At 68.3% G+C, this 22886-nt stretch carries 25 protein-coding genes; 13 read left to right on the top strand and 12 right to left on the bottom strand.

The window, feature by feature from the left end:
* The first annotated feature begins 6 nt into the window (after window positions 1-6).
* From Q0C57_RS09945 to Q0C57_RS09935, 3 genes are all read left to right on the top strand, one after another.
* On the top strand, window positions 7-843 hold the full coding sequence (locus Q0C57_RS09945; protein WP_296575693.1) for a hypothetical protein: 837 nt from the start codon (window positions 7-9) through the stop codon (window positions 841-843).
* A gap of 66 nt (window positions 844-909) precedes the next feature.
* Entirely contained in the window at window positions 910-1650 is a 741-nt protein-coding gene (locus Q0C57_RS09940) for a polysaccharide deacetylase family protein (protein WP_296575690.1), read from the top strand.
* The gene (locus Q0C57_RS09935) at window positions 1647-2645 is read left to right on the top strand and encodes a lysylphosphatidylglycerol synthase transmembrane domain-containing protein (RefSeq protein ID WP_296575687.1); all 999 of its coding nucleotides are present in this window, start codon (window positions 1647-1649) and stop codon (window positions 2643-2645) included. The genes Q0C57_RS09940 and Q0C57_RS09935 overlap by 4 nt, the downstream gene beginning before the upstream one ends.
* Here Q0C57_RS09935 and Q0C57_RS09930 read toward each other — a convergent pair whose 3' ends face one another.
* Both Q0C57_RS09930 and Q0C57_RS09925 read right to left on the bottom strand, forming a co-directional pair.
* Window positions 2646-3755, bottom strand: a complete 1110-nt coding sequence (locus tag Q0C57_RS09930) for a glycosyltransferase family 4 protein (protein WP_296575685.1) — start codon at window positions 3753-3755, stop codon at window positions 2646-2648.
* Window positions 3756-3791: 36 nt separating this feature from the next.
* Window positions 3792-4760 carry an NAD-dependent epimerase/dehydratase family protein gene (locus Q0C57_RS09925; protein ID WP_296575682.1) on the bottom strand — a complete coding sequence of 323 codons (969 nt, stop codon included), beginning with the start codon at window positions 4758-4760 and terminating at the stop codon, window positions 3792-3794.
* Window positions 4761-4845: 85 nt separating this feature from the next.
* On the opposite strand from Q0C57_RS09925, the gene Q0C57_RS09920 reads away from it, so the two are divergent.
* From Q0C57_RS09920 to Q0C57_RS09910, 3 genes are all read left to right on the top strand, one after another.
* Window positions 4846-5925 (top strand): inositol-3-phosphate synthase, encoded by a 1080-nt coding sequence (locus Q0C57_RS09920; RefSeq protein WP_296575680.1) that lies wholly within the window; start codon window positions 4846-4848, stop codon window positions 5923-5925.
* A gap of 52 nt (window positions 5926-5977) precedes the next feature.
* Window positions 5978-6694 (top strand): LPS export ABC transporter ATP-binding protein, encoded by a 717-nt coding sequence (lptB, locus tag Q0C57_RS09915; protein WP_296575678.1) that lies wholly within the window; start codon window positions 5978-5980, stop codon window positions 6692-6694.
* 94 nt (window positions 6695-6788) lie between these two features.
* Complete coding sequence (locus tag Q0C57_RS09910; protein ID WP_296575676.1) at window positions 6789-6911, top strand: hypothetical protein; 123 nt, start codon at window positions 6789-6791, stop codon at window positions 6909-6911.
* Between the two features lie 36 nt (window positions 6912-6947).
* Here Q0C57_RS09910 and Q0C57_RS09905 read toward each other — a convergent pair whose 3' ends face one another.
* Together Q0C57_RS09905 and Q0C57_RS09900 are read right to left on the bottom strand one after the other, a co-directional pair.
* Window positions 6948-7457, bottom strand: a complete 510-nt coding sequence (locus Q0C57_RS09905) for a phosphatidylglycerophosphatase A (RefSeq protein WP_296575674.1) — start codon at window positions 7455-7457, stop codon at window positions 6948-6950.
* Window positions 7454-8515, bottom strand: coding sequence for a hypothetical protein (locus tag Q0C57_RS09900; protein ID WP_296575671.1), 1062 nt, complete (start codon window positions 8513-8515; stop codon window positions 7454-7456). The genes Q0C57_RS09905 and Q0C57_RS09900 overlap by 4 nt, the downstream gene beginning before the upstream one ends.
* Before the next feature lie 181 nt (window positions 8516-8696).
* Between Q0C57_RS09900 and Q0C57_RS09895 the strand changes: the two genes are divergently transcribed.
* From Q0C57_RS09895 to Q0C57_RS09885, 3 genes are read left to right on the top strand one after another with little or no spacing between them, the layout of a single operon-like run.
* Complete coding sequence (locus Q0C57_RS09895) at window positions 8697-9917, top strand: LptF/LptG family permease (protein WP_296575669.1); 1221 nt, start codon at window positions 8697-8699, stop codon at window positions 9915-9917.
* Window positions 9914-11098, top strand: coding sequence for an LptF/LptG family permease (locus tag Q0C57_RS09890; protein WP_296575666.1), 1185 nt, complete (start codon window positions 9914-9916; stop codon window positions 11096-11098). Before Q0C57_RS09895 ends, Q0C57_RS09890 begins: the two co-directional genes overlap by 4 nt.
* Before the next feature lie 53 nt (window positions 11099-11151).
* Window positions 11152-11907 carry a glycosyltransferase gene (locus tag Q0C57_RS09885; protein WP_296575664.1) on the top strand — a complete coding sequence of 252 codons (756 nt, stop codon included), beginning with the start codon at window positions 11152-11154 and terminating at the stop codon, window positions 11905-11907.
* A 6-nt stretch (window positions 11908-11913) separates the two neighbouring features.
* Here Q0C57_RS09885 and Q0C57_RS09880 read toward each other — a convergent pair whose 3' ends face one another.
* On the bottom strand, window positions 11914-12522 hold the full coding sequence (locus tag Q0C57_RS09880) for a DUF4833 domain-containing protein (RefSeq protein ID WP_296575662.1): 609 nt from the start codon (window positions 12520-12522) through the stop codon (window positions 11914-11916).
* A gap of 230 nt (window positions 12523-12752) precedes the next feature.
* Between Q0C57_RS09880 and Q0C57_RS09875 the strand changes: the two genes are divergently transcribed.
* From Q0C57_RS09875 to Q0C57_RS09860, 4 genes are read left to right on the top strand one after another with little or no spacing between them, the layout of a single operon-like run.
* On the top strand, window positions 12753-13031 hold the full coding sequence (locus Q0C57_RS09875; RefSeq protein WP_296575658.1) for an acyl carrier protein: 279 nt from the start codon (window positions 12753-12755) through the stop codon (window positions 13029-13031).
* A gap of 2 nt (window positions 13032-13033) precedes the next feature.
* Window positions 13034-14248, top strand: coding sequence for a beta-ketoacyl-[acyl-carrier-protein] synthase family protein (locus tag Q0C57_RS09870; RefSeq protein ID WP_366937821.1), 1215 nt, complete (start codon window positions 13034-13036; stop codon window positions 14246-14248).
* Window positions 14245-14616: a hypothetical protein gene (locus Q0C57_RS09865; RefSeq protein ID WP_296575656.1), complete on the top strand. Its 372-nt coding sequence runs from the start codon at window positions 14245-14247 to the stop codon at window positions 14614-14616. Before Q0C57_RS09870 ends, Q0C57_RS09865 begins: the two co-directional genes overlap by 4 nt.
* Window positions 14613-15026 (top strand): MaoC/PaaZ C-terminal domain-containing protein, encoded by a 414-nt coding sequence (locus Q0C57_RS09860; protein WP_296575653.1) that lies wholly within the window; start codon window positions 14613-14615, stop codon window positions 15024-15026. The genes Q0C57_RS09865 and Q0C57_RS09860 overlap by 4 nt, the downstream gene beginning before the upstream one ends.
* A gap of 36 nt (window positions 15027-15062) precedes the next feature.
* On the opposite strand, the gene Q0C57_RS09855 is transcribed toward Q0C57_RS09860, so the two are convergent.
* From Q0C57_RS09855 to Q0C57_RS09825, 7 genes are all read right to left on the bottom strand, one after another.
* Entirely contained in the window at window positions 15063-16316 is a 1254-nt protein-coding gene (locus Q0C57_RS09855; protein ID WP_296575650.1) for an aminotransferase class I/II-fold pyridoxal phosphate-dependent enzyme, read from the bottom strand.
* A 217-nt stretch (window positions 16317-16533) separates the two neighbouring features.
* Window positions 16534-17352: an SDR family oxidoreductase gene (locus Q0C57_RS09850; protein ID WP_296575646.1), complete on the bottom strand. Its 819-nt coding sequence runs from the start codon at window positions 17350-17352 to the stop codon at window positions 16534-16536.
* A 113-nt stretch (window positions 17353-17465) separates the two neighbouring features.
* Window positions 17466-18257, bottom strand: a complete 792-nt coding sequence (locus tag Q0C57_RS09845; RefSeq protein WP_296575643.1) for an SDR family oxidoreductase — start codon at window positions 18255-18257, stop codon at window positions 17466-17468.
* A 10-nt stretch (window positions 18258-18267) separates the two neighbouring features.
* A complete protein-coding gene (locus Q0C57_RS09840; RefSeq protein WP_296575640.1) occupies window positions 18268-19560 on the bottom strand; it encodes a TRAP transporter large permease in 1293 nt (430 codons plus the stop codon).
* Window positions 19560-20060 (bottom strand): TRAP transporter small permease, encoded by a 501-nt coding sequence (locus tag Q0C57_RS09835; protein ID WP_296575638.1) that lies wholly within the window; start codon window positions 20058-20060, stop codon window positions 19560-19562. The genes Q0C57_RS09840 and Q0C57_RS09835 overlap by 1 nt, the downstream gene beginning before the upstream one ends.
* Window positions 20061-20187: 127 nt before the next feature.
* Window positions 20188-21183: a TRAP transporter substrate-binding protein gene (locus Q0C57_RS09830; RefSeq protein WP_296575637.1), complete on the bottom strand. Its 996-nt coding sequence runs from the start codon at window positions 21181-21183 to the stop codon at window positions 20188-20190.
* Window positions 21184-21346: 163 nt separating this feature from the next.
* Window positions 21347-22705 carry a flagellar biosynthesis protein FlgA gene (locus tag Q0C57_RS09825; RefSeq protein WP_296575634.1) on the bottom strand — a complete coding sequence of 453 codons (1359 nt, stop codon included), beginning with the start codon at window positions 22703-22705 and terminating at the stop codon, window positions 21347-21349.
* Window positions 22706-22886 lie beyond the last annotated feature (181 nt).

Genomic DNA, 22886 nt, shown 5'->3' with positions numbered 1-22886 from the left:
CCGGCCATGAAGATCCGCAACGCGCTGATGCGCTTCCGGCGCATGACGCCGGCTAGGCTCTATCAGGATCATGCCCGCGCACGCAAATTGATGCATGGGACGGCGCCGGCCCGGCCGGCCGCGCCGGCGCGGCCGGAGCGGATCGTGGTGACGCTGACGACCGTTCCCGAGCGCATGGACCGGCTGGCGCCGGTGTTCCGCAGCCTCATGGACCAGACCGTGGCGGCCGACCGCATCATTCTCGCCCGGCCGGACGTGTCGCGGCGCTCGGGCCTGCCCTATCCGCGGCTCGACCCGCCCTTTCCGGGGATCGACGTGCTCGACACGGTGGACGAGGGGCCGGCCACCAAGCTGCTGCCGGCGCTCCTCGCCGAACCCGCCGCGGCCATCATCGTCGTCGATGACGACGTCATCTATCCCGCCGATTTCATCGAACAGCTGCTCGCCTGGCATCGCCGGCTGCCGGGGACGGCGATCGGATGGCGCGGCTGGCGCATCGTGCCGGGCGCCCATCCCAAGCGGTTTCCGCATATCTTCGCCACCGCCCTCACCGCTCCCGAGCCGGTCGACATCCTGCTGGGGACCTGGGGCTATCTGGTGCCGCCCGGCGCCTTCGACGCGGCGGTGCACGACTTTGCCGGCCAGGCGCCCGGCCTGCGCTTCGTCGACGACGTCTGGTTCGCCGGCCATCTGGCGAAGCGCGGTGTGCCGCGGGTCGTCATTCCCGGCCGCGGCCTGCCGATCGAGACGGAAGCCTCCGATCTCGCCGCCCTGACCTTCGGCCCGAACCGGTCCGGCGCCAATGACCTCGCCGCCATCGCGGCCTTCAAGGACTGGTGGTAGCGGGCACGCTTACCCGGATGCCGAGGCCCCTCCCCCTCGCCGGCGAAATGCTCTAAGAGCGCGGCCATGACCGCTGCCTCTCCGCCCCTGCGCGTCGCGCTCACCGTCGACATGGAACCGGACTGCCCGCCCTTCCTGTGGACGTGGCGGGGCGTGACGGAGGGTGCGCCGCGGCTGCTCGACCTCTTCGCCCGCGAGGCGGTGCCGGTCACCTGGTTCACCACCGGCGAGACGGCGCGCCTGCATCCCGGCGCCGTGACCGCGGTGGTCGACGGCGGACACGAGCTCGCCTGCCACGGCGTCTCCCACCAGCGCTTCGACTGGATGTCGAAGGACAGCGCCCGCTGGGAGATCCAGGACTCGACCCGGCGGCTGCGCGACTTTTCCACGATCACCTCGTTCCGCGCGCCCTATCTGCGCTTTCCCGGCCATTATCTCGACCTGCTGCAGGACGAGGGCTTCGATCTCGATTCCTCGCAGGCGCGCTACAAGAAGGACGTGCCGGGCAAGGAGAACGCGCCGGGCCTGGTGCGCATTCCCGCCTCCATCACCTCCAGCGCGCTGCGCATTCCCCGGCTCCTGCGGGAATATCTCCTCGGCCGGCTGCCCGATCCGGTGGTGCTCTTCGTCCACCCCTGGGAATTTGTCGACTTCCGCGCCTCCAACCTGCGCTATGACTGCCGTTTCCGCACCGGCCAGCCGGCGCTCGACGCGCTCGCCTCCGTCATCTCCTACTTCAAGGGCCGCGGCGCCAGCTTCATGACCATGCGCGAGCTCGGCGCCCAGGCGAGAGGCCGCGCCGCATGAACGGCCCGACCACCACGGAGGGCGCGGCGACGCCCTCGCGGCGGATGTGGTGGATCCTCGGCTGGTGCGTGCTGGTGCTCTTCGCGGGCATCGCCGCCTATGCGCTGCCCTGGGCCGATGTCCTTACGGCGCTTGCCGGGGCGCAGTGGCACTGGGCGCTCCTCGCCGTCTTCGTGTCGCTGGCAGGATGGCCTTTCTGGATCCTGCAATGGCAGCTGCTGGCGCCGAAGGCGCATCGTCCGAGCTTTTCCCGCATGGCCCAGGTGACGGCGCTGAGCGGTGCGGCCAATACCTCGCTGCCGATGACCGGCGTGGTTGCCTCGGTGGGGTTCCTGATCGTGCGCGGCCGGCTGCCGCCCTCCGCCGCCGCCTCGGTCTACACCGTGGACCAGTTGATGACCGGCATCGGCAAGGTGGCGACGCTGGCGCTGGCGGCGCTCCTGGTCCCCGTGCCGGACTGGATCCGCTCGGGGCTTCTCACCCTCTCGGGGATCATGGCGCTGGTCACGGTGGCGCTGCTCGTGGCCGCCCATGGTGGCCAAAGGTTGCGGCGCCTTGGCATCGGCCTTGGCGCGCGCCCGGCACGGCTCATCAGCCATGTCGCCGATTTCGTCGACCATCTCGAGCCCCTGCGCAGCCCGCTCCTGACGGCGGCGGTGCTGGCCCTGGCCTTCGCCAAGGCGGGCGTCGAGGTGCTGTTGGTCATGACCGTGCAGGTCGCGGTGGGCATCGCGCCGTCGGTCGCCGCCGCGGTGCTCGTCGTCGCGGCGCTCGACCTCGCCACCATAGCCCCGGTCTCGCCGGGCCATCTCGGCGTCTTCGAAGCCACGGTCATCCTCTGCTACCAATATCTCGGCGTGCCGCTGCCTGTCGCCACCGCCGCGGCGCTGATCCATCACGGCGCGCTCTTCGGCGCCTCGCTGGTCGGCCTCGGCTATCTCGGCTGGGCGCTGCCGCGGGACGAGAGTGGCGCGCGGCGCCTCGACCAGCCCTGATCAGGTGACCGCGGCCTGTGCCGCCGCATATTCCGCCTCGTAGCGCGGCGCGACCTCGCGCCAGTCGACGCCGGCCGGCGGCACCGCCGCTGCGGCGATCATCCGCAGGCGCAACGCCGGGGCCCCCGCGAGCCGGCGGATCGCATCGGCCAGCGCGTCGTCATCGGCGGCGAGGACCGCGTCCTCGCCGTCATGGAGAAAGTCGCGGGCGCCGGACTGCGCCATGGTGATGACGGGCAGGCCGGCGGCGCGGGCCTCCAGGGCGGCGATGCCGAAGGCCTCCAGCCGCGAGGCCAGCAGAAAGACGTCGGAGCGATGGAGCCGGTCGCGGATCGCCTCGCGGGTCTCGCGCCCGGCGAGCCGTATGCGGTCCTCCATGCCGGCCCGCCGGATGATGGCGGCGATGGCGGCCTTCTCGTCGCCGTCGCCGACGATGGTCAGGCGCGCGGCCTCGCGTGGCAAATGCGCCACCGCCGCGGCAAAGGCCCTGACCAGCCAGCGCGCCCGCTTGCGCTTCTGCAGCCGCGTCACCGAGATGAATTCGACCGGCCCCGGCGGGCGCGGCGCGCGATCATCCGGCCGGCGCCACCAGGCGAGGTCGATCCCGTTGGGGATGGCGCTGACGGGCGTGTCGCGCAGCAGCGGGCGCAGCGCCGCGCCGGCAACCGTCGAGACCGCGGTGAAGCGGACGGCGGAGCGCGCATAGCCATGCAGGGCGTCGAGCACCATCAGCGGCAGGTCGTAATATTTCAGCACCGAATGGAAGGTCGCGACCGCCGGGATGCCGCGGCGGATGCAGTGCTGGACGGCATGATGGGCGAGCGGCGCGACATTGCCGCAATGGATGTGGACGACCTCGTCGCCACCGGCATCGATGGCGGCCCGCAGAGACGCGAAGACGGCGGGGGTGAAGGCGATACCGAAACCGGCCAAGCGTGGCCCTGGCAGGCGCTCGACCGGAATGCCGTCGACGTCAGGGTCGCCGGGAACCCCGCAGATGACCCGGACCGCGTGGCCGCGGTCGCGCAGCGCCACGGCGAGATCGCGCATCTGCAGCTCGATGCCGCCGAGGCGCGGGGCGAACCAGTCGCTCACGAGTGCGATCTTCACGACGGAGCTTTCATCGAAGGATGGAGCGGCGGTCGGTCACGCATAGCCGCGTTCGACGAACCATGTCCACGCTTCGCGCATGGCCTCGATGGCCGGGCGCGGACGGTAGCCGATCTCCGCGATGGCGCGGGCCGAGGAGAAATGGTGCGGCTGGCAGGCGATGGCGGCAGCGGCGCTGTTGAGGGCCGGTTCGCGGCCCGACAGCCGCCCCAGGAGGTCGCCGGCAGCTCCCGCCGCCCGGACGGCAGCCGCCGGCGCGGTGACGACGCGCGCCGGACGGCCGGCCGCCTGCCGCATCAGCCGAAAGGCCTGCGCATAGGTCAGGGCCTCGCCGGAGAGGACATAGCGGTCGGCGGGCGGGCGCCTTTGCGCGAGGGCGAGCAGCGCTTCGGCGACGGCCCCGGCATGGCAGAAATCGTTGCCTCCGGGCGGGGCCACGGTGAAGGGTCCGCGCGCGGCGGCGAGGATCATGCGGCCGGATGAGGGTTTCCAGTCCCAGGGGCCGAGCAGAAAGCCGGGATGGACGATGGTCGCGTCGAGCCCCCGGTCCATCTCGGCGAGCACTGCGGCCTCGGCGAGGCGCTTGGATGCCGCATAAGTGGTATCACGTGGATGCGGCGCGGCAGGGGTCTCGTCGCCCGGTTTTTCGCGCGTTCCCCAGACCAGCGTGTCCACCGTCGAGACATGAACGAGGCGTGCGCCGACGGCACGGCAGGCCGTCGCCAGACGTTGCGTCGCGAGGACATTGTCGCGGTGGAAGCCCGCTGCATCGGTGCGGCCGATTCCCACCCGCGCAGCACAGTGGACCACCACATCAGCACTTTCGACCCGCTTTTCGAGCCCCTCGCCTGCCAGATCGGCGAAGACGACCGGCACGTCCAGCCCCGCCAGCGTCCGTTCTCCGGCCCTGTTGCGCAGCCATGCGGTGACAGCCAGCCCCCGCGCGGCGGTGGCCCGCACGAGGCTGTTGCCCAGCAGCCCTGCGGCGCCTGTGACCATCAACATGGGAGCACTTCAAATGACGAAACAATGAAGTATAAGGAGCCGCGCGCAGCCGGTGGATTCCGGCCCGAGCGCCTGGAGATAGTTCGTGTCACGGTCTGCCATTCGTGTTGCCATCGTCGGTGTCGGCAATTGCGCCGCTTCGTTCGTTCAGGGTCTGCAATTCTACAAAGACGCCGAGCCTGGTGAATCGATCCCGGGCCTGATGAACGTCGTCGTCGGCGACTACCATATCCGCGACATGGAGATCGTGGCTGCCTTCGACATCGACAGCCGCAAGGTCGGCCGGGATGTCGCCGACGCCATCCTCGCGAAGCCGAACAACACCATTCAGTTCGCCAAGGTGCCGGAGACGGGCGTGGTGGTCCAGCGCGGCCCGACGCTCGACGGCGTCGGCAAGCACCTGGTCGACGTGGTGGCGGAATCCACGGCTGAACCGGCCGATGTCGTCGCCGCGCTCAAGGCCGCCCGTGCCGAGGTCATCATCTCCTACCTGCCGGTCGGTTCGCAGGAGGCCAGCGAGTTCTATGCCGAATGCGCTCTTGCGGCGGGATGCGGCTATATCAATTGCGTGCCGGTGTTCATCGCCTCCAACCCGGACTGGGCCAAGCGTTTCGCCGACAAGGGCCTGCCGATCGTCGGCGACGACATCAAGAGTCAGGTCGGCGCGACCATCGTTCACCGCGTGCTCGCCCGTCTCTACGAGGACCGCGGCGTCAAGATCGAGCGCACCTACCAGCTCAATTTCGGTGGCAATACCGACTTCCTCAACATGCTCGAGCGCGAGCGCCTGTCGTCGAAGAAGAAGTCGAAGACCCAGGCCGTCTCCAGCCAGATCGACGTGCCGATCGCCGCCGACAACATCCATATCGGGCCGAGCGACTTCGTGCCGTTCCTCGACGACCGCAAGATGGCCTATATCCGCATCGAGGGCACCGGCTTCGGCGGCGTGCCGCTGAACATGGAGCTCAAGCTGGAGGTCTGGGATTCGCCCAATTCCGCCGGCGTCGTCATCGATGCGGTGCGCTGCTGCCGCATCGCGCTGGACCGCAAGATCGGCGGGCCGATCGGCGGGCCATCGAGCTATTTCATGAAGTCGCCGCCCCAGCAGTACACGGATCCGGAAGCGCGCGACCGGACCATCGCCTTCATCCAGGGCGAGAGCTGAGGGCCGTTCGGGCGGCGAACCCGAGGTCTGCGCTGCCGGAAGGGTCCGCGCCATGCTGATCGCGCGACGGCTGGTCAAGTCCCATGACGGCCGCCCCACGGTGCGCGGGGTGGACCTGGCGCTGCGACGCGGCGAGGTCGTCGGCCTGCTTGGGCCCAACGGGGCGGGCAAGACCACCACCTTCTCGATGATCGCGGGCATGCAGGTGCCCGACAGTGGCGTCGTCATGCTGGACGACAAGAACATCACGCGGCTGCCGCTGTTCATGCGCGCGCGCATGGGGCTCGGCTACCTGCCGCAGGAGGCGTCGATCTTCCGCGGCTCCTCGGTGGAGGAGAATATCCTCATCGTGCTGGAATCGCTCATCGGCGACCGGAAGGCGCGCGGCCGGCGGCTGGATGGCCTGCTGGAGGAGTTCGGCATCACCCATGTGCGCCGCTCCAAGGCCGGGTCCCTCTCGGGCGGCGAGCGACGGCGGCTGGAGATCGCCCGGACCCTGGCGAGCGAGCCCTCCTTCATCCTGCTGGACGAGCCCTTCGCCGGCGTCGACCCCATCGCGGTGTCGGAGGTGCGCATCCTCGTGCGCAAGCTCTCGGCGCGGGGCATCGGCGTGCTGGTGACCGACCACAATGTCCGCGAGACGCTCAGCCTGGTCGATCGTGCCTATATTCTTGACGGCGGCCTGATCCTGGCCTCCGGCTCGGTCGAGCACATCGTTGCCGATCCCCGGGTCAAGGCGGTCTATCTGGGCACGGATTTCGTGCTCTGACGGCGGCCTAGGCCTGGCCAGCACCGCCAGAGTGCCGCGTCGTCGACACGATCCCGCAACGAAGCGGCCGTTCTTGCAACACGGTTCATTCATCATGTTGTTCCATGATGACTCCCGTCACGACGGGATCACGCGGATGCAACTTTTCGATGGACTGGGGATCGCCATCGCGCTGGCCTGCGGCCTGCTCACCATGCGGGTGATCGCCGGCGTGTGAGCCGGCGGGCGCCAGCCGGACCGCGGGCGCGACCGCCTAGAGCCAGCCGAGGCGCGACAGCCCGAAGACGAGCGCGAGGGCGAAGACCGCCGCGACCGCATCATCCAGCATGATGCCAAAGCCGGCCGCGACGTTCTGGTCGATGTGACCGATCGGCCAGGGTTTGAGGATGTCGAAGAGGCGGAAGGCGAGAAAACCGACCAGCACGGCCCTGAGACCCGGCGGCGAAAAGGCGATGACGGCGGCCATGGCCCAGGTCTCGTCGAAGACGATGGCGGGATGGTCGTGGACGCCGGAGCGCAGCGCGGTGACACCGCAGGCCCAGACCCCGAAGGCAAAGGTCGCCGCGACCAGGGCAAGCGCGACGGCGGCCGGTGCCGCCTGCAAGGCCAGGCCGAGCGGGATGCCGACCAGGGCGCCGAGCGTTCCCGGTCCATAGGGGAAGAGGCCGGCGCCGCCGACCAGCGCCACCAGCGGCGCCGGGTGACTCACCAGAAAGGCGGCGTCCACCGGGGCGAGACCGCCCGTACTGCCTGCCGTGCTCATGGCCCCTCGCCCGTCGGTTCCGGATCGGCATAGACCCGGTAGCGCTTGGATATGGTTCCGCCCGCGCCTTCGATGATACGGCGCATACGCAGATTGTCGTCAAGAATCCAGCTCATCTCGATCTCGGCCGGCTCCGGATTGGCGGCGATGAGCCTGGCGATGGCGACAATGGGCAGGCGCGCGCCGAGAATCGTGTCGCGCAGGTCGGTCCTGACGCCGAGCAGCGTCACCCGCTTGGCGGCGAAGCGATGGGTGAAGATGCGCCACAGGAGCCGCGCCCAGTTGAAGGGCAAGAGCCGGCCACGGAAGCCGCGGAACAGCTCGTAGCCATTGGGCATGATGAAGGCGAAGGCGACCGCCCGCCCGTCATGTTCGAGGAAGACCGCATGGGCCGGCTTGAGGATCGGCCGTATCACCCGGAGTAGCGTGGTGAGTTCGGCCGCCGCCAGGGGGATGAAGCCCCAATTGTCGCGCCAGGAGGCGTTGTAGAGCTCGGTCATGATGGCGGCCTCGCCGGCAAGGTTGCCGAGGTCGAGCTGGCGGACTTTGATCGGGCTTCCTTCGGGCAATTGCGCGAAGCGCACGCCGCGCCATTGCGCGCCCCGGGCGAGCGGCACGCTATAGGCGAGAAGATCCTTGACCGGGACGAGGCCCGCGGCCTCGACATGGGCGCCCAGATAGGGCGGATGCCAGGGCATCAGCACCATGTCGCCGCGATCCTGGCCGGAGATCTGGATGCCGACCTCCTCGTTAATGGAATAGGTGAAGGGGCCCTCGATGCGGTGGCGGCCACGCTCGGCATGCCAGCGGCGGGCGGCGGCGATGAGACCCGCCACGACGGCGGGATCGTCCACCGCGTCGAGACAGCCGAAATGCCCGGTCGCGGCGCGATCGGCCGGCGCCAGCCGGTCGCACTGGGCGGAGATGCGACCGAGGGGCCGGCCGGCTGCATCGCGGGCGATGAAGAAGGCCGCCTCCCCATGGGTGAAGAAGGGGGCCACGCGCGGATCGAGCAGCAGGAACCGCTCCAGATCGAGCGGCGGCTGAAATCCGGGCATTCCCGAATAGAGTTGTCGCGGGAGGCGGATGAAGCGTCTAAAATCGCGCCGTGACCGTGCTTCAGCAATCTGCAACCGAATTCGTCCCCGATGGGCGCGGCTGCCCGCCGCCGTTCCGACTGCCTAGGGTCTGCGCTGTCTACACCGTGGCGCCGGCCGATGCCAGCACAGGGCATCCGGCGTGGTGAGGACCCTCTTCGCCCTGAAGCGGCGGCTTGTCTCGCAACTGGATCTGTCCGGGCGGGCCCGCCGCTTCCCGAGCCAGCAGGCGGGGCGGATCATGCGCGACGTCACCGTCCAGGTCGCCCTCGTCCTCCTGCTGATCGAGAGCATCTTCGTCGCCGAACAGCTCATCTCCGGCCTGCTGGAGGAGGTGCTGAAGATCCGCGCGTCGCTGGCCAAGACCATCGCGATGATGGCGACCATGCTGCCCCAGGTGTTCGAACTGGCGCTGCCGACCGCGATCCTCATCGCGGTGTACAGGGTGGCGCTCGGCCTCAGGGAAGAGCGCGAGTTCCTCATGCTGTCGAGCCTCGGCATTCCGCCGCACGGCCTGATCCGCCTCGTCATCCGCATCGGCCTCGTCGCCCAGATCGCCGCGCTGGCGGTGGGGGGCCTGGTCGACCCGCTGTCGCGCTATGCCTTCCGGCTGGTGATGTTCTCCGCCCAGTATCACGCCCTCACCGGCGGAACGGTGACGGCCAACCGCCTGTTCGAGACGAAGATCGGCACGGTCGCGGTGATCCCGCGGTCCGACGGCGTGCCGGCGCCGCGCCTCTTCGTGCGGCAGCCGACCGAGGGCGGCGGTGAGCGCGTCGTGGTCGCCAACGGCACCCGCCTGATCGGTCCCGACATCAACGGCCGGGTGGCGCTGCACCTCTACGATTTCGCCATCGATGACTTCCCGGCACCGCAGCCGGGGGCAGCCGCCGACGGGGCCCAGCGCGTGCCCGTCGCGCCGGCCTCCTCGCTGCGCGGAACGGCGACCCAGCAGAGCCTCGTCTTCAACGATGTCGTCCCCTTCGACCCGCGCGGGCGCAACATCTCGGAACTGATCCTGCCGGAACTGTTCGTCGGCGCCATGGAGCGGGCCCCGGAAAGGCTGGAACTGGCCAAGCGGATCGGGCGCAGCCTCCTCTGCCTGATCGCGCCGCTGATCGCCCTTCTTGCCCTGTCCTTCACGACCCGCGCCAACCAGGCCTTCGTGCTGCCGCTGGCCTGCGCGGGACTGATGGCCATGGAGATCGCCGGCACCTCGGTTCTGGCCGGCCTGTTGTGGATGGGTCTGTGGCCGGTGCTGCTGCTGGTGGCCGGCGGCGGCCTCGCCATCGGGTCGGCGCTCATCACGGCGGTGGCGCTGCGCTCCTCGGCGATCGCCAGACCGGGGCTCAGCCGCTCGTGACCGCCCTCCAGACCCCCGTTCCGGCCGATGCCAAGGGGCGCCACTTCGGGCTCGTCGCCTTCGGCACCTATACGCGCACGCTCACCCTCGCCCATGCGAGCCATATCGGCACCGTCGTCGCCGCCCTGCTCATCGTCGCGCTGACGCTGGATCTCGCCGCGCGGGCCAACCAGGTCGTGGCCCAGGCCAGCGGCGGCGTTCCGGGGCTCATTCTGCACATGGGCTGGTACTTGCTGCTGCGCATCTGCGACCTGATCGGCAATCTGCTGCCGCTCGCCTGTTTCATGGGCCTGTTCTGGTCGGAGATCACGCTGACACAGTCGCGCGAGCGGATCGTCATCTGGAACGGGGGACGCTCGCCGCTGCAGTCGCTGATGCCCATCGCCGTTCTCGGGGTGCTGCTGGGGGCGCTCCAGGTGACCGCGCTCGCGGTCCTGCGGCCAACCGCCGTCGGCATCCAGATCGAGACCCAGCTCGGCGGCCATGGCGAGTGGTTCGACCGACAGCTGAAGCCGGAAGAGCGGCGCTGGATCGTCCTGCCGAACCACATGGTCCAGGCGCGGATCGACTACCGCAACCGGACCCTTGTCGATGTGCAACTGTTCGAACTGTCGGAGGCCGGTCGCCTCGCGGGTCGCATGGCGGCCGCCAGTGCCGTCCCGGCCGATGTTCCGGGGATCTGGATCTTCCGAAACGGCAGCCGCTGGACGGCGCCGGCCGAGGGCGCCCCGAGCCCGGCGCAAGGGACCGGCACGGCGCGGCGCTTCGCCGAAGAGCGGATCGCCCTGCCGCTGGAGCCGCTCTGGCTCGCCAATCTCGGGATCGACGCCCGCTACCTGCCGCAACCGACACTGTCCCAGCTCGCCAGCATCAAGGGGCTGAACGAGCCCTCCTACCAGGCCTGGTGGCACGTCAGGATCGCCCAGGCGGTGCTGCCGCTCGGCATGATGCTGATGGCCTCCGCCCTGGCGATGACGCTGCTGGCCCAGCGGACCCTGTTCAGACCGATGATCCTCATCGGGCTCGCCGGCTATTTCCTCTATGTCACCAACAATATCGTTGTCTGGCTGGGAGAATATGGGCAACTACCACCGTTGCTCGCCGCGTGGTTGATGCCGCTGGCCATGATCGTCACCGCTCTGGGTCTGATGATGCGCATGGAACGGGCCGGCCGGGACTGACCCCGGCGACACAGATTTCTTCGGGGTGACGGGGACAGATGATACCGGCCATCGTGCACCAGACATGGGAGAGTGCCGATATCCCGGGCCATCTCGTGCCCTTCCAGCGCTCGATCCGCGACAAGAACCCGGGACTTGCCATCCGCTTCTACGATTCACGGGCGCGGCGCGCCTATGTCGCGCAGCACTGTCCCGATCTTCTGCCGACCTTCGACAGGCTGAAACTCGGTGTCGCCGAGGCCGATTTCTGGAGGGTCGTCGCCGTCTATGTCGACGGCGGCTTCTACGCCGATCTCGACATGGAATGCCTGCGGCCGATCGACATCTTCCGTGCCACCGACACCGCCGTCTTCGCCATCGAGGCCCAGCTGATGCCGCAGCGCCAGCGCGAGCTCGGCTATGACCAGCCCTTCCAGCTTGCCAACTGCATGTTCGGCGCGCCCCCGCGCCATCCCTTCTTCAAGGCCTTCATCGACCGCATGGTGGAGAATGTCGCCCGCCGGCCGATCGTCTCCACCGACGATGTCGAGGACGCCACCGGCCCGAAGGCGCTCACCCGGCTGTTCTACACATTGAAGCCGCGGGATGTGGCGGTGCTGGAACAGATCTACTGGGTGCCGCCCGGGCTCTATTCGGGCAAGCCGCTGCTCTCACGCCACATCCATTTCTGCCACCATTTCGACGGCGCCTGGAAGCCGAAACGGCCAAAGCCGCCGCTGATGCGCCAGATCATCGAGCGCCACCGCCTGCCAAACCCGTTTCCACGTGGGCTTTGGCACGATTTCGGCTGGGGCTCCCCGGCGCGCTGACCCCGCCTACATGTCGAGGCGCACACGCTCCCGCAAAGCCTCGCCGCTGGCAATGTCGATGCCGTGGATGTCGATATGGTGGATCTTCGGGATGAACCGGCGGTCCTCGGCCTCGGCATAGGCATAGACGATCCGCATGGTGCGCGCGCCGACGGTCATGAGCGCGCGCGGCGTGCCGTCGGAGCCGACATCGATCACCGCATCGCGCTCGCGGTAGCCAGCGATGCGGGCCGAGTGGCGCGCCTGGTCGATGGACTGGGTGCTGATGCCGAAGGCGAAGACGCGCTCGAAGAAGGACAGTTCACGGCGGTTGCCGTTTTCGTCGCCGAAGCGGCGCCAGAACACCTCCACCGGCCGCTGCGGATCGAGGCCGCCATCGGGGCGCTGACGGGCGGCGTAGACAAGGACATTCCGGTTGATGGCGTGCTGGACATAGAACAGCATGCCGCGATCGGTCGGAACGGGAAGGTCCGGACGTGCGATGGTGAGGGTGCGTGACACTGACACTTCGGACCGGCGGATGCTGACGGGCGGCAGACGGTCCTGGGCCTGTGCCGATGCCGTCGGCGCGAGCAGGGCGGCTGCGGCAAGCAGCCCTCGGCGGGAAAACGTCATGGAGGCAGCCTCGCGAAACATCCTGAATATGACCGGACGGGCCCTCGGGATCACATCCAGTGCAACTGGACGCTAGATAGGACGGAAAGAAGAGGTTAGGAAGGCACCACGCGTCGGTCGGGACGCCGGCACTCACGGCGGCCGCCGAGCACTTGGCGCGCGCGCCGGAAACGCTTAGCGTGCCGGTGCCAGGCCCGACCGACGGCGAGAAGAAACAAGAAGGCCACGGAATGACCGATACCGCATCCGCTTTCGGTGACGACCAGCTGACGCGCGACCTCGTCGAGGTTATCGCAAAGGAAGGCATGGTCGATCTGAACGGCGTCGGGCCGGAAACGACGCTCGAATCGCTGAACATCGCCAGCGTGGATTACATGATGATCCTCGCCGCCATCGAGGAGAAGTTCCAGGTCTATGTGCCGATGGACGAGAGCCTCGCCCAGGTCAAGGACGTCGGCGGCCTGATCGCCGTCCTCAAGGAGCATATCCAGAAAGCTCAGAAGGCCTGATCGTGACGCCCCGCAACGTTGTCGTCACCGGCCTCGGTGCGCTCACCACGGCCGGCCCGGGCGTCGACGCCCTGTGGCGTGCGGCTGCCGGCGGCGTGTCCGGCGTCAAGCAGATCGTGCTGGACTACGAGATGGGCAACAACCTGCGCATCGCCGCCCAGGTCCAGGACTTCGCCCTCGAACGTTTCTTCCCGCATCTGAAGACCTCCTTCTTCGACCGTGTCACGCTGATGGCGCTGATCGCCGCCGAGGAGGCCGTGAAGGACGCCGGCCTCTCCGACGCCCTGCCGCTCGGACCGCGGACCTCGGTGATCGTCGGCACCGGCATTGCCAGCCTCGGCACGATCGAGGAAGCCACGCGCAACATGACGCTGACCCAGAAGCGGCCGGACCCCCTGACCGTGCCGCGGGCGATGATCAGCGCCTCGGCCTCCAATGTCGGGCTGATCTATGGCTGCACCGGCACGACGTTCGTGGTGTCGAGCGCCTGCGCCTCCTCCGCGCAGGCCCTTGGCATCGCCTTCCAGATGGTGCGCGCCGGGATGACCGACCGGGCCATCGTCGTCGGTGCCGAGGCCATCGTCACGCCGGGCGGCATGAAGGCCTGGGAGATGCTGCGCGTGCTGTCGCCGCAGCTCTGCCGTCCCTTCTCCCGCGGGCGCAACGGATTGCTGCTGGGCGAGGGCTCGGCCGCTCTCGTCATCGAGGCGGAGGAGGTCGCGCAGGCGCGCGGCGCCCGCGCCCGCGCGCGCATCCTCGGCTACGGGACGACCAGCGACGCCAAGGACATGCTGAAGCCGGATGTCGGAGGTGCCGCGGAGGCCATGGCGCTGGCCCTCGCCGATGCCGGTCTCTCGGCTGATGCCGTGGGTTATGTCAACGCCCATGGCACCGCCACCATCCTCAACGATTCCACCGAGAGCGAAGCCCTCGGCCGGATCTTCGGCGACCGGCTCGCCGCCGTGCCCGTCAGTTCGACCAAGCCGATCCACGGCCACACGCTGGGGGCGGCTGGCGCGATCGAAGCGGTCGTCACGATCCGTGCGCTGGAAGAGGGCTTCGTTCCGCCGACGATCAACTTCCTGGAGGCGGATCCGGCCTGTCCCATCGACTGCGTGGCCAATGTCGGGCGGGACCATGACTTCGGCGTCGCGCTGACCAATTCCTTCGCTTTCGGCGGCATCAACGCGTCCCTGGCCATCGGTCGGGCTGCGTGAGCCAGGCCGGCGACATGCGCCGCGCCAGCTGCACGGTGATCGCCACCGGCGCCGATGTGGCGGCGTTCGCAGCCAGTGTCGGGGCCACCGGCGGCACACGCCTGCCGACGACCTATCCGATCCGCTGGCTGACACGGCCCGAGGTGGTGAACCTCGTCAGGGCGCTGGCCGCCGACCGGCCGGACTCGCTGCCGGTGCATGAATTGCAGACGGTGGAGATGCTTGCCGCCCTGCCCCTCGACACGCCGCTGTCCCTGGTGGCCGAGGTCAGGCGGACGGATGCGATCCACCTCGCACTCGACGTCGCGATCAGCCACTCCGACACGCCGATAGCGCGCCTGCACGCCGTTCTGAGGCTGGTGCCGTGACGCCACCCGACCACCCCCTGCCGCTCGGCACGATCCTGCCCGACCGGCCGTTTCCATCGGTCGACATGGCCATGGTGCGCCGCTATGCGGCGGCCTCCGGGGACGATAACCCGATCCATGTGGATGCCGCCGCGGCACGGTCCATCGGCCTCGCCGATCCGATCGTCCAGGGCATGCTGCTGATGGGCCTCGCCGATACGGCGCTCGGCGGCTGGCTGCCGGACGCCACCTGCGCCAAGCTGTCGACGCGCTTCGCCCTGCCGGTGCCGGTGGGCGCCGCTGTGACCGTATCGGGGCGCGTCGTGCGGGCCGACCATGCCGACGGCCGGGCACGGGCGACGCTGCGCATCTTCATCAAGGACGAGGCCGGCAAGGCGGTGGCGCTCGCCGAGGCGGTCGTCCTGTTCTGAAGGCGACGGGCCCGGCAGGCAGCCCGGCCGGAGGAGTCAGGCGGTCTGTGCCACTTTCGAGAGGTCGGCCAGGACCGCCAGGAAGAGGTCGATATCGGCATCGGCATGGGCGGCCGAGACGGAATAGCGCAGCAGCACCTCGCCGCTCGGCGTCGCCGGGGGCACGAGGATGTTCACATAGATGCCGCGCTCGAGCAGTTCCCGCCAGAAGCCGAGACCCTGGACGAGGCCGCGCATCTTGATGGCGCCGACCGGACCTGGCGCGGCGCAGAGGGAATAGCCGAGCGCCTCGACGCCGGCGCAGAAGCGCTCGGCCTTGCGCCAGAGGTCGGCGCGCCGCTCGGGCTCGCTGGCGATGATCCCGATCGCCGTGCGGGCCGAGGCGACGACGGCGGGCGGCAGCGAGGCGGTGTAGAGATAGGCGCGGGCGAGGAAGCGCAGCGCCTTCAGGGCCGGATGGCTGGTGACGCAATAGCCGCCGATGACGCCGACCGACTTCGAGAAGGTGCCGACGACGGCATCGACCAGATGCTCGGCGCCCTGGGCCTCGGTGACGCCGCGGCCAGTGGCGCCGTAGAGGCCGAGACCATGGGCCTCATCGACCAGAACCAGCGCGCCGTGCTGCTTGGCGACGGTGGCGAGATCCTTCACTGCGCCGAGGTCGCCCCAGACCGAATAGAGGCCCTCGAGCACGACCAGGGTGCGCGACGGCGGCACGGTGGCCTCCGTCAGCATGCGGTCGAGGTCGGCGGGATCGTTGTGGCGGAAGGACTTGAAGGTCGCGCCGCTCGCCCGGCAGGCATCGATGATGCTGGCATGGCAGAAGGCATCGTAGAGGATGAGGTCGCCCTCGGCGGCGAGGCCGCCGATCGCGCCGAGATTGGCCATGAAGCCGGTGGAGAAGACGATGGCATCCGGCCGCCCGTAATAGGCGGCGATGGTGCGCTCGAGTTCGGCATGGCCGGCCTGGTTGCCGCTGGCGACACGCGAGGCGGTGGAGCCGGTGCCCCAGGTGCGCAGGGCCGTTTCCGCCGCCGCGATGCAGCGCGGATCGAAATTGAGGCCGAGATAGCTGTTGGTGCCGAAGAGCGTGGTCTGCCGGCCGTCGATCACCGCCTGGACCGGGCTGTCGAAACGCTGGATCTGGATCTTCAGTGGATGGGTCGCATCGCCGACCGACCGCTCCAGAATGTCTCCGACAGTTGCCACGCGGCGCAAAATCCCGGTGAGCTGGGCGGTCGCGGCGACCGGTTGCGAACCGCCTTCGGGATGCACCGTACTATCGGACATGGAGCAGCTTTGCTTTCAAGGGTCACCAAACCGTCAGAGAGGTGATGCAGAGGCTATAGTTTGGTTGGCGATTGCGGGCAAGCCTCGGGCCAAAACCGCACCCCGCTCCCGCCGACCGGAGCGACCCACCGGGCTGGGCCAATTCGCCCGTGAAATCAGCGCGTAGCAGCCGCCCCGAGGCAGGCCGGCGACGGTGCCGATCCCGCCGGCCGGCTGATCATCTCCGCAGGCCAAAGTAACGTGACATGCCCCACCTGAATACGCCTCCGGGAACCATGCCGCGCGCAGCCACCATGACGCGCTGCCCGACAGGGCCGACGGCATAGCGCGGCCCGCGCCTGCGGCCCTCGACGAGGTCGGCCACCAGCGTTGCGACGCCGGTCGCCGGTGCGCCGGCCCGTTCGTCCGCCTCGTACATGGCGACGATCCGGGCACAGGCGGCCGCATAGGGCGAGGCCGGATCCTGCGAGGCGACCGCCCGGACGCGGTTGTCGACGACGGACGTCGCGGTGTCGCCCGGGGCCACCAGCGCCACATTGATGCCGAAGCCGGCCACTTCCTGGGCAAGGGCCTCCGTCAGGCCCTCCAGCGCGAACTTGCTGGCGGAGTAGATCCCCTGGAACGGCATGCCCACGCGGCCGGCGAGCGAGCCCATATTGACGATGGTGCCCGAGCCGCGTTCCCGCATCCCCGGCAGCACCGCCCTGGCAAGGCGCATGGCGCCGAGGACGTTGGTCTCGAGGCTGCGGCGCGCCTCCTCGATGGCCGTGTCCTCGACGGCGCCGGCCATCACCAGGCCGGCATTGTTCACCACCACGTCGATGCGGCCTTCGGAAGCGAGCACGCCGGCGACGCAGGCGGTAACCGAGGCGTCATCGGTGACGTCGAGCCGCGCCCAGGTCCAGGGCGCCGCGCCCGGGCTCGCCCGGCGGCTGGTGCCGATGACGCGATGGCCGCGGGCCTGGAGGAGGTCGGCCGTGGCGCGGCCAATCCCGGACGAGGCCCCGGTGACCAGAACGACCTGCGACCCTGCCATGGCTGTTCCCTCCCGGACTGACGGGGCTCCTTAGCCTGTCGGAAGGGTTCATGCATCCGTTTCGCATTCGCAAAAAGCCATCCGGACCGGAACCCGGCGGCCGTGGCGCGGCCTCAGGCGCAGCGGGCGGTGAAGCCGCCGTCCACCGGCAGGCAGACGGCATTGATGTAGCTGGCCTCGTCGCTGGCGAGAAAGACGGCGGCGTTGGCCACATCCCAGCCGGTGCCCATGCGCCCCATGGGCGTCGCCTCGTGACGGGCCTTCACCATATCGTCGGGCGAGGCATATTGAACGGTGATCTGCTGGTAGATCAGCGGCGTGTCCATGAGTCCGGGCAGGATGGCATTGCAGCGGATGCCGTCGCGCGCATATTGCAGCGCCACGCCGACGGTGAACTGGTTCACCGCGCCCTTGGCCGCATAGTAGCTCGTATAGGGATAGCCGACATAGCGGATGCCGGCCGAGGACGAGATATTGGTGATGACGCCCCGGCGGCGCGCCACCATGGTCGGGATCACCACCTTGCAGGCGAGGAACATGCCGGTGACGTTGAGGTCCATCTCGCGGCGCCACTCGTCCTCGGTGAGGTCCGGAGGGCCGCCCATCTTGGCGTGACCGACATTGTTGTGGAGGATGTCGACCGGACCGAACAGCGCGGTGGTGCGGGCCACGACGTCCTCCACCTCCATGAGCTTGGTGACGTCGCAGGCGAGCGCCTCGGCACTGCCGCCCTCGCCGCGGATGATGCCGACGGTTTCCTCGGCCGCCGAACGGTTGATGTCGACGCAGACGACCTTGGCGCCGGCCCGCGCATAGGCGACGGCCGAGGCCTTGCCGTTGCCCCAGCCCGGGCCGACGGAACCGGCGCCGAAGACGAGAGCCACGCGGTCTGCGAGTCTGTTCACTGTCATGGTCTCAACCCGTGTAGCCGACGAGGACGCGCGGCAACCAAAGAACCGTCGATGGGAAGAAGGAGATGATCGCGAGGACGACGAGGCCGGCGAGCAGGAACGGCCCGAGCTCGCGGCTCTCCTCCTCCAGCTTCACGCCGGCAAAGTTGGCGCAGATGTAGAGGAGGATGCCGACCGGTGGTGTGATGAGGCCGAGGCAGAGGTTGAACACCATGACCAGGCCGAAATGGACGAGGTCGATGCCGACCGCCTGGACCACCGGGACGAGAACCGGGATCAGGATGAACAGCGCCGGCAGCGGCTCCATGAAGATGCCAATGACCAGCAGGAAGACGTTGATCATCATCAGGACGATGGTCGGGTCGGTGGAAACCGAGGCAATCCAGGTCGCAGCGGCACGCGGGATGCCGGAAACCGCGAGGAGCCAGCCGAACCCCGACGACAGCGCGATGATGAACATGACCAGCGCCGTGTCGAGGGCCGTCTGGACGAGGATCGGCCAGACCGTGCGCCAGTTGAGCACGCGATAGATGAAGAAGCCGACGAAGGCCGCGTAGACCACGGCGATGGTGGCGCTCTCGGTGACCGTCACCACACCGCCGGTGACGCCAACGAGGATGATGACCGGCATCATCAGCGCCCACATGGCGGGGCCGATGAGACGCGGGATCTCGCGCAGCGGCACGGCCTCCGAGACGGGATAGCGACGCTTCACTGCGATGACATAGGCAGCCACCATCAGCGAGACACCGAGGAGAATGCCGGGGACGATGCCGCCGAGAAAGAGCGCGATGATGGAGACCCCCTTGCCGGCGGAGAGGCCGTAGATGACAAGGGGGATCGAGGGTGGGATGATCGGCCCGTTGACGCAGGCGGAGGCCATGAGCGCCGCCGCGAAGCCGCCGCCATAGCCCTGCTTCTTCATGGCGGGGATGAGCACCTTGCCGAGCGCCGAGGCATCCGCCGCAGCTGAACCGGAGAGCCCGGAGAAGATCATGGCGGCGGTGATGGAGGTCAGCGCCAGGCCGCCGCGGAAGCGGCCGACCATGGCATTGGCGAGGCGGATGATCTGCTCGGTAATGCCGCCGCCATTCATCAGGTTGCCGGCGAGGATGAAGAAGGGAATGGCGAGGAGCGCATAGCTGTCTGCGCCGACCAGCGTGCGCTGAGCGAGCAGCGACATGGGCAGGCTGCCGTGGGTCCAGATCGCCGCCATGGTTGCAAGGCCCATGGCGAAGCCGATGGGGACGGAGACCGCGAGGAGAAGGAAGAAAACGCCGATCAGGACCGTGCCCATCAGAAGTCCCCCACCGAGCCCTCGGGGCGACGCTTCGACGGATCGACGATCTTCTCCAGGAAGTAGAGCATCATCATCGCGCAAGCCACCGGTGCGGCGAAATAGAAATAGGCCGGCGATATGTCGAGGGCCCCATATGTGTTCGGCAAAACATCGATGGAGAGCTTCAAACTATAGATAAACAAGACAATGATGAACAATAGATTGGCCAACTCAATGACCCAAAACATGATCTGCTTGGCGCGACCGCGTAGCATATCGATGAACATGTCAACCCCGATATGGAGTTTCTGCCGATAGAGTACGGCCGCACCAACAAAGGTGATCCAGATGAACAGGATGTTCGACACCTGCTCGATCCAGGAGATCGGCGAGTTCATCACATAGCGCCACCAGACGGCCGCCAGCGTGATGAGGACGATCGCGGCGACCCAGATTCCGAGGAAGACTTTCGCCACCTCGGTCACCCAATGGGACGTCCTGCTGATGATTGCGGTCATGGACCTCGTGCCAAACGATGCCGCCCGCCAGGCAGTGGCGGACGGTCAGCCGGCTTGGGCGGGTGCGCCCGCCGCGAAGGCACCCATGGCCCGCCTAAGCCGGCCATGGGCGAGGTGGAGCCCAAGGTCAGGCGACCTGGGCCATCCGGTCAGCCCACCGCTTGCCGGCAGGGAACTCCGTGATGAGGTTCCGAACGGACTGCGTGAAGGCGGCCTTGTCGACCTCGGTGACGACGATGCCCTTCGCCTTCACCTTGGCAAGGATATCGGTGTCCTCTGCGATGACACGGGGCCGGATATGGGCCTCCATGTCGCGTGCGGCCTGGTCGAGCGCCTGCTGGAGGGCCGGAGCCAGCCCCTGGTAGGTCGACTGGGAAACAAGGATGCAATTGTCCTGCATCATATGCTCGGTCAGGGCGAGATGGGTGTTGGCATCGAAGATGCCGGAGTTGAACGACAGCGCCGTCGGGTTCTCCTGGCCGTCGATGACCCTGGACTTCAGAGCCTGGAAGACCTCCGGCCACGGCATCGGGGTCGGGGATGCGCCGAAAAGCTCGAAGGTGCGCCGCCAGAGCGCTGTTTCCGGCACGCGAATTTTAAGGCCCCGGAGGTCGGCAGGCACACGCACCAGACGATTGGACGAGAGCTGGCGCGGCATGCGGGGAATCGCGCCGAGGGGCCGGATCCGGGCATTCCTTGCGACGTCGTCCTGATATTCGGCACGGATCGTGTCCCAGACCCGATCCTTGTGGGCGACGTCCTTGAACAGATAGGGATGGGTCCAGACCTCTGCGGGCCGATAAACGCCGGCGAGCACGCCCTGACCGGGCGTGGCAACCTGGATAGCACCCTGCTGCACCGCCTCGATATGCTCCCGTTCACCGCCGAGGGAGCCTCCGTGATGGGCCGTGATGACGATCTGGCCCTGTGTCAGTTCGCCGACGCGCTTTGCGAAGAAGTCAAGGCTCTGACCGATGAAGTCGGCCTGGGCTGTGGCGCTGGCGCCGATCCAGTTCAGCCGCTGGGCGCGCAGCACGGCCGGCATGGCCACGAGCGCCGTACCGGCAGCGAGGCCGCCGAGCACCAGGCGACGGGATGCACTCTTGGTCTCGAATGTGGTCATGGTGGTCCTCCTCGGTGGGGTGGGGCCCGTTTGGCGGGCTCTGACGATCGTTTCCTCGGGTGCCGGCCTGAGGCCGGTCTGATTTTGGCGGACCGGTTGTCCGGTCATCTCTATGCCTGCATGTCGCGCCCGGTGGCCGGGCGCGACGCTGTCGGATCGGCCCTCACGCCACCTTGGCGTTGGGCTTGGCGAAGGCCGCCTCCATCTCCCGCCGGACCTTCACGGCGAGGCTGTCGGCGTCATAGGCGACGTCGCTCCACTTCAGCCGCTGGCCGAGCTTCACGTCGGTCTTGAGCTTGACGTTATGCGCAAGTCCGAGCGGCAAATAGCCCTGATCAAGGGAGGCCTCGGCCGGGGTCTGCTTGCCCCAGACGCAGAAGCCACCCTCGCCGTCGAGCATCTCGCCGGCCTTGAGGTCGCGCTTGGCGGTGGCGACGACGTCGGAATTGAAGCAGATCGGCGCGCCGGTCGGCTCCTTGCGCAGGGCGGCGGAAGCGACGGAATAGCCGAGTTCGAGGCCGATCATGTGGATCGGGCGGTAGAGGCAGGCATATTTGCCCGAGGAATCCTGCAGCATGGAATATTCGCGGAAACATTCCTGGCTGTAGGCGCTGTCGCTCTCGAAGACGACATAGGTGCCCATGACCAGGGAATGGGGAACGTCCGTCCCGTCACGATAGACCGACGAGGTCACCTCGGTGACGCCTGCCTTTTCCAGCACGCCGCCGGCGGAGCGGGGCTTGCAGATCTCGGCATGTTCGAAGCGGGTCGCCGGCGGAAAGGACAGGCCTTCCGACTGGGCATGGAGGCCGGTGGCATTGCAGACCGCCGTCATCTCGATGCCGGACTTGGTGCCGTCGACGAAGGAGTTGAACATCTTCGGATTGATGGAGTTCCGGTCCCGGATCTTCATGTATTTGTCGAGGATGTCCCAGACCGTGTCGGGCGTCGACTGGTGGTAGGTCGGGTGGTAGCGGGTGCCCTTGCCGGCGGCGACGACGCGGAAGCCGCAGGCGCGAGCCCAGTCGACATGGTCGGCGATGAGGGCGGGCTGGTCGCCCCAGGCGAGCGAATAGACGACGCCGGCAGCCTTGGCCTTGCGGGCGAGGATGGGACCGGCCACGGCATCGGCCTCGACATTGACCATGACGATATGCTTGCCGTTGTCGATCGCCTTGATGGCGAAGCGGATGCCGGCGCCGGGATCACCCGTCGCCTCGATGATGACCTCGATGGCGGGATGGGTGACGAGAAGATCGGCATTGTCGAGGATGGCGGTGCGGCCGGTGCGCAGCGCGTCGTCGATGGACGAGGCGGCATATTGCTCCTCCGGCCAGGAGCCGGCCTTCAGCTGGGAGCGGGCGCGGTCGGGGTTGAGATCGGCGACGCCGACGAGATGCATGCCCTCGGTCAGGCGGCACTGGCTGGCGAACATGGTGCCGAACTTGCCGGCGCCGATGAGACCGACGGTCACGGGCTTGCCGGCCGCCTGCCGTTCGAGAAGCATCCGATGGAGGTTCATGCGACGGTCGTCCTCTGACAGTTTCACGTCGGCGCAGCGGCGCCGGGACCGTCGGGGACTGGCCAGATTGCGGGCAGACAAGGCCGCGCGGCAGCCTGAAGGCCGCATCCGCGCCGGTGCAGCCGCATCCCGTGCGGCGACCTGATGGCTTCCTCCCCGCGACCCTGTTGACCGGGCCGTC

The organism is Phreatobacter sp. (genome assembly GCF_022843985.1).
Classification (GTDB): domain Bacteria; phylum Pseudomonadota; class Alphaproteobacteria; order Rhizobiales; family Phreatobacteraceae; genus Phreatobacter.
The sequence above is the reverse complement of the archived record's forward strand: the minus strand, read 5'-3'. Positions and strand labels throughout refer to the sequence as shown.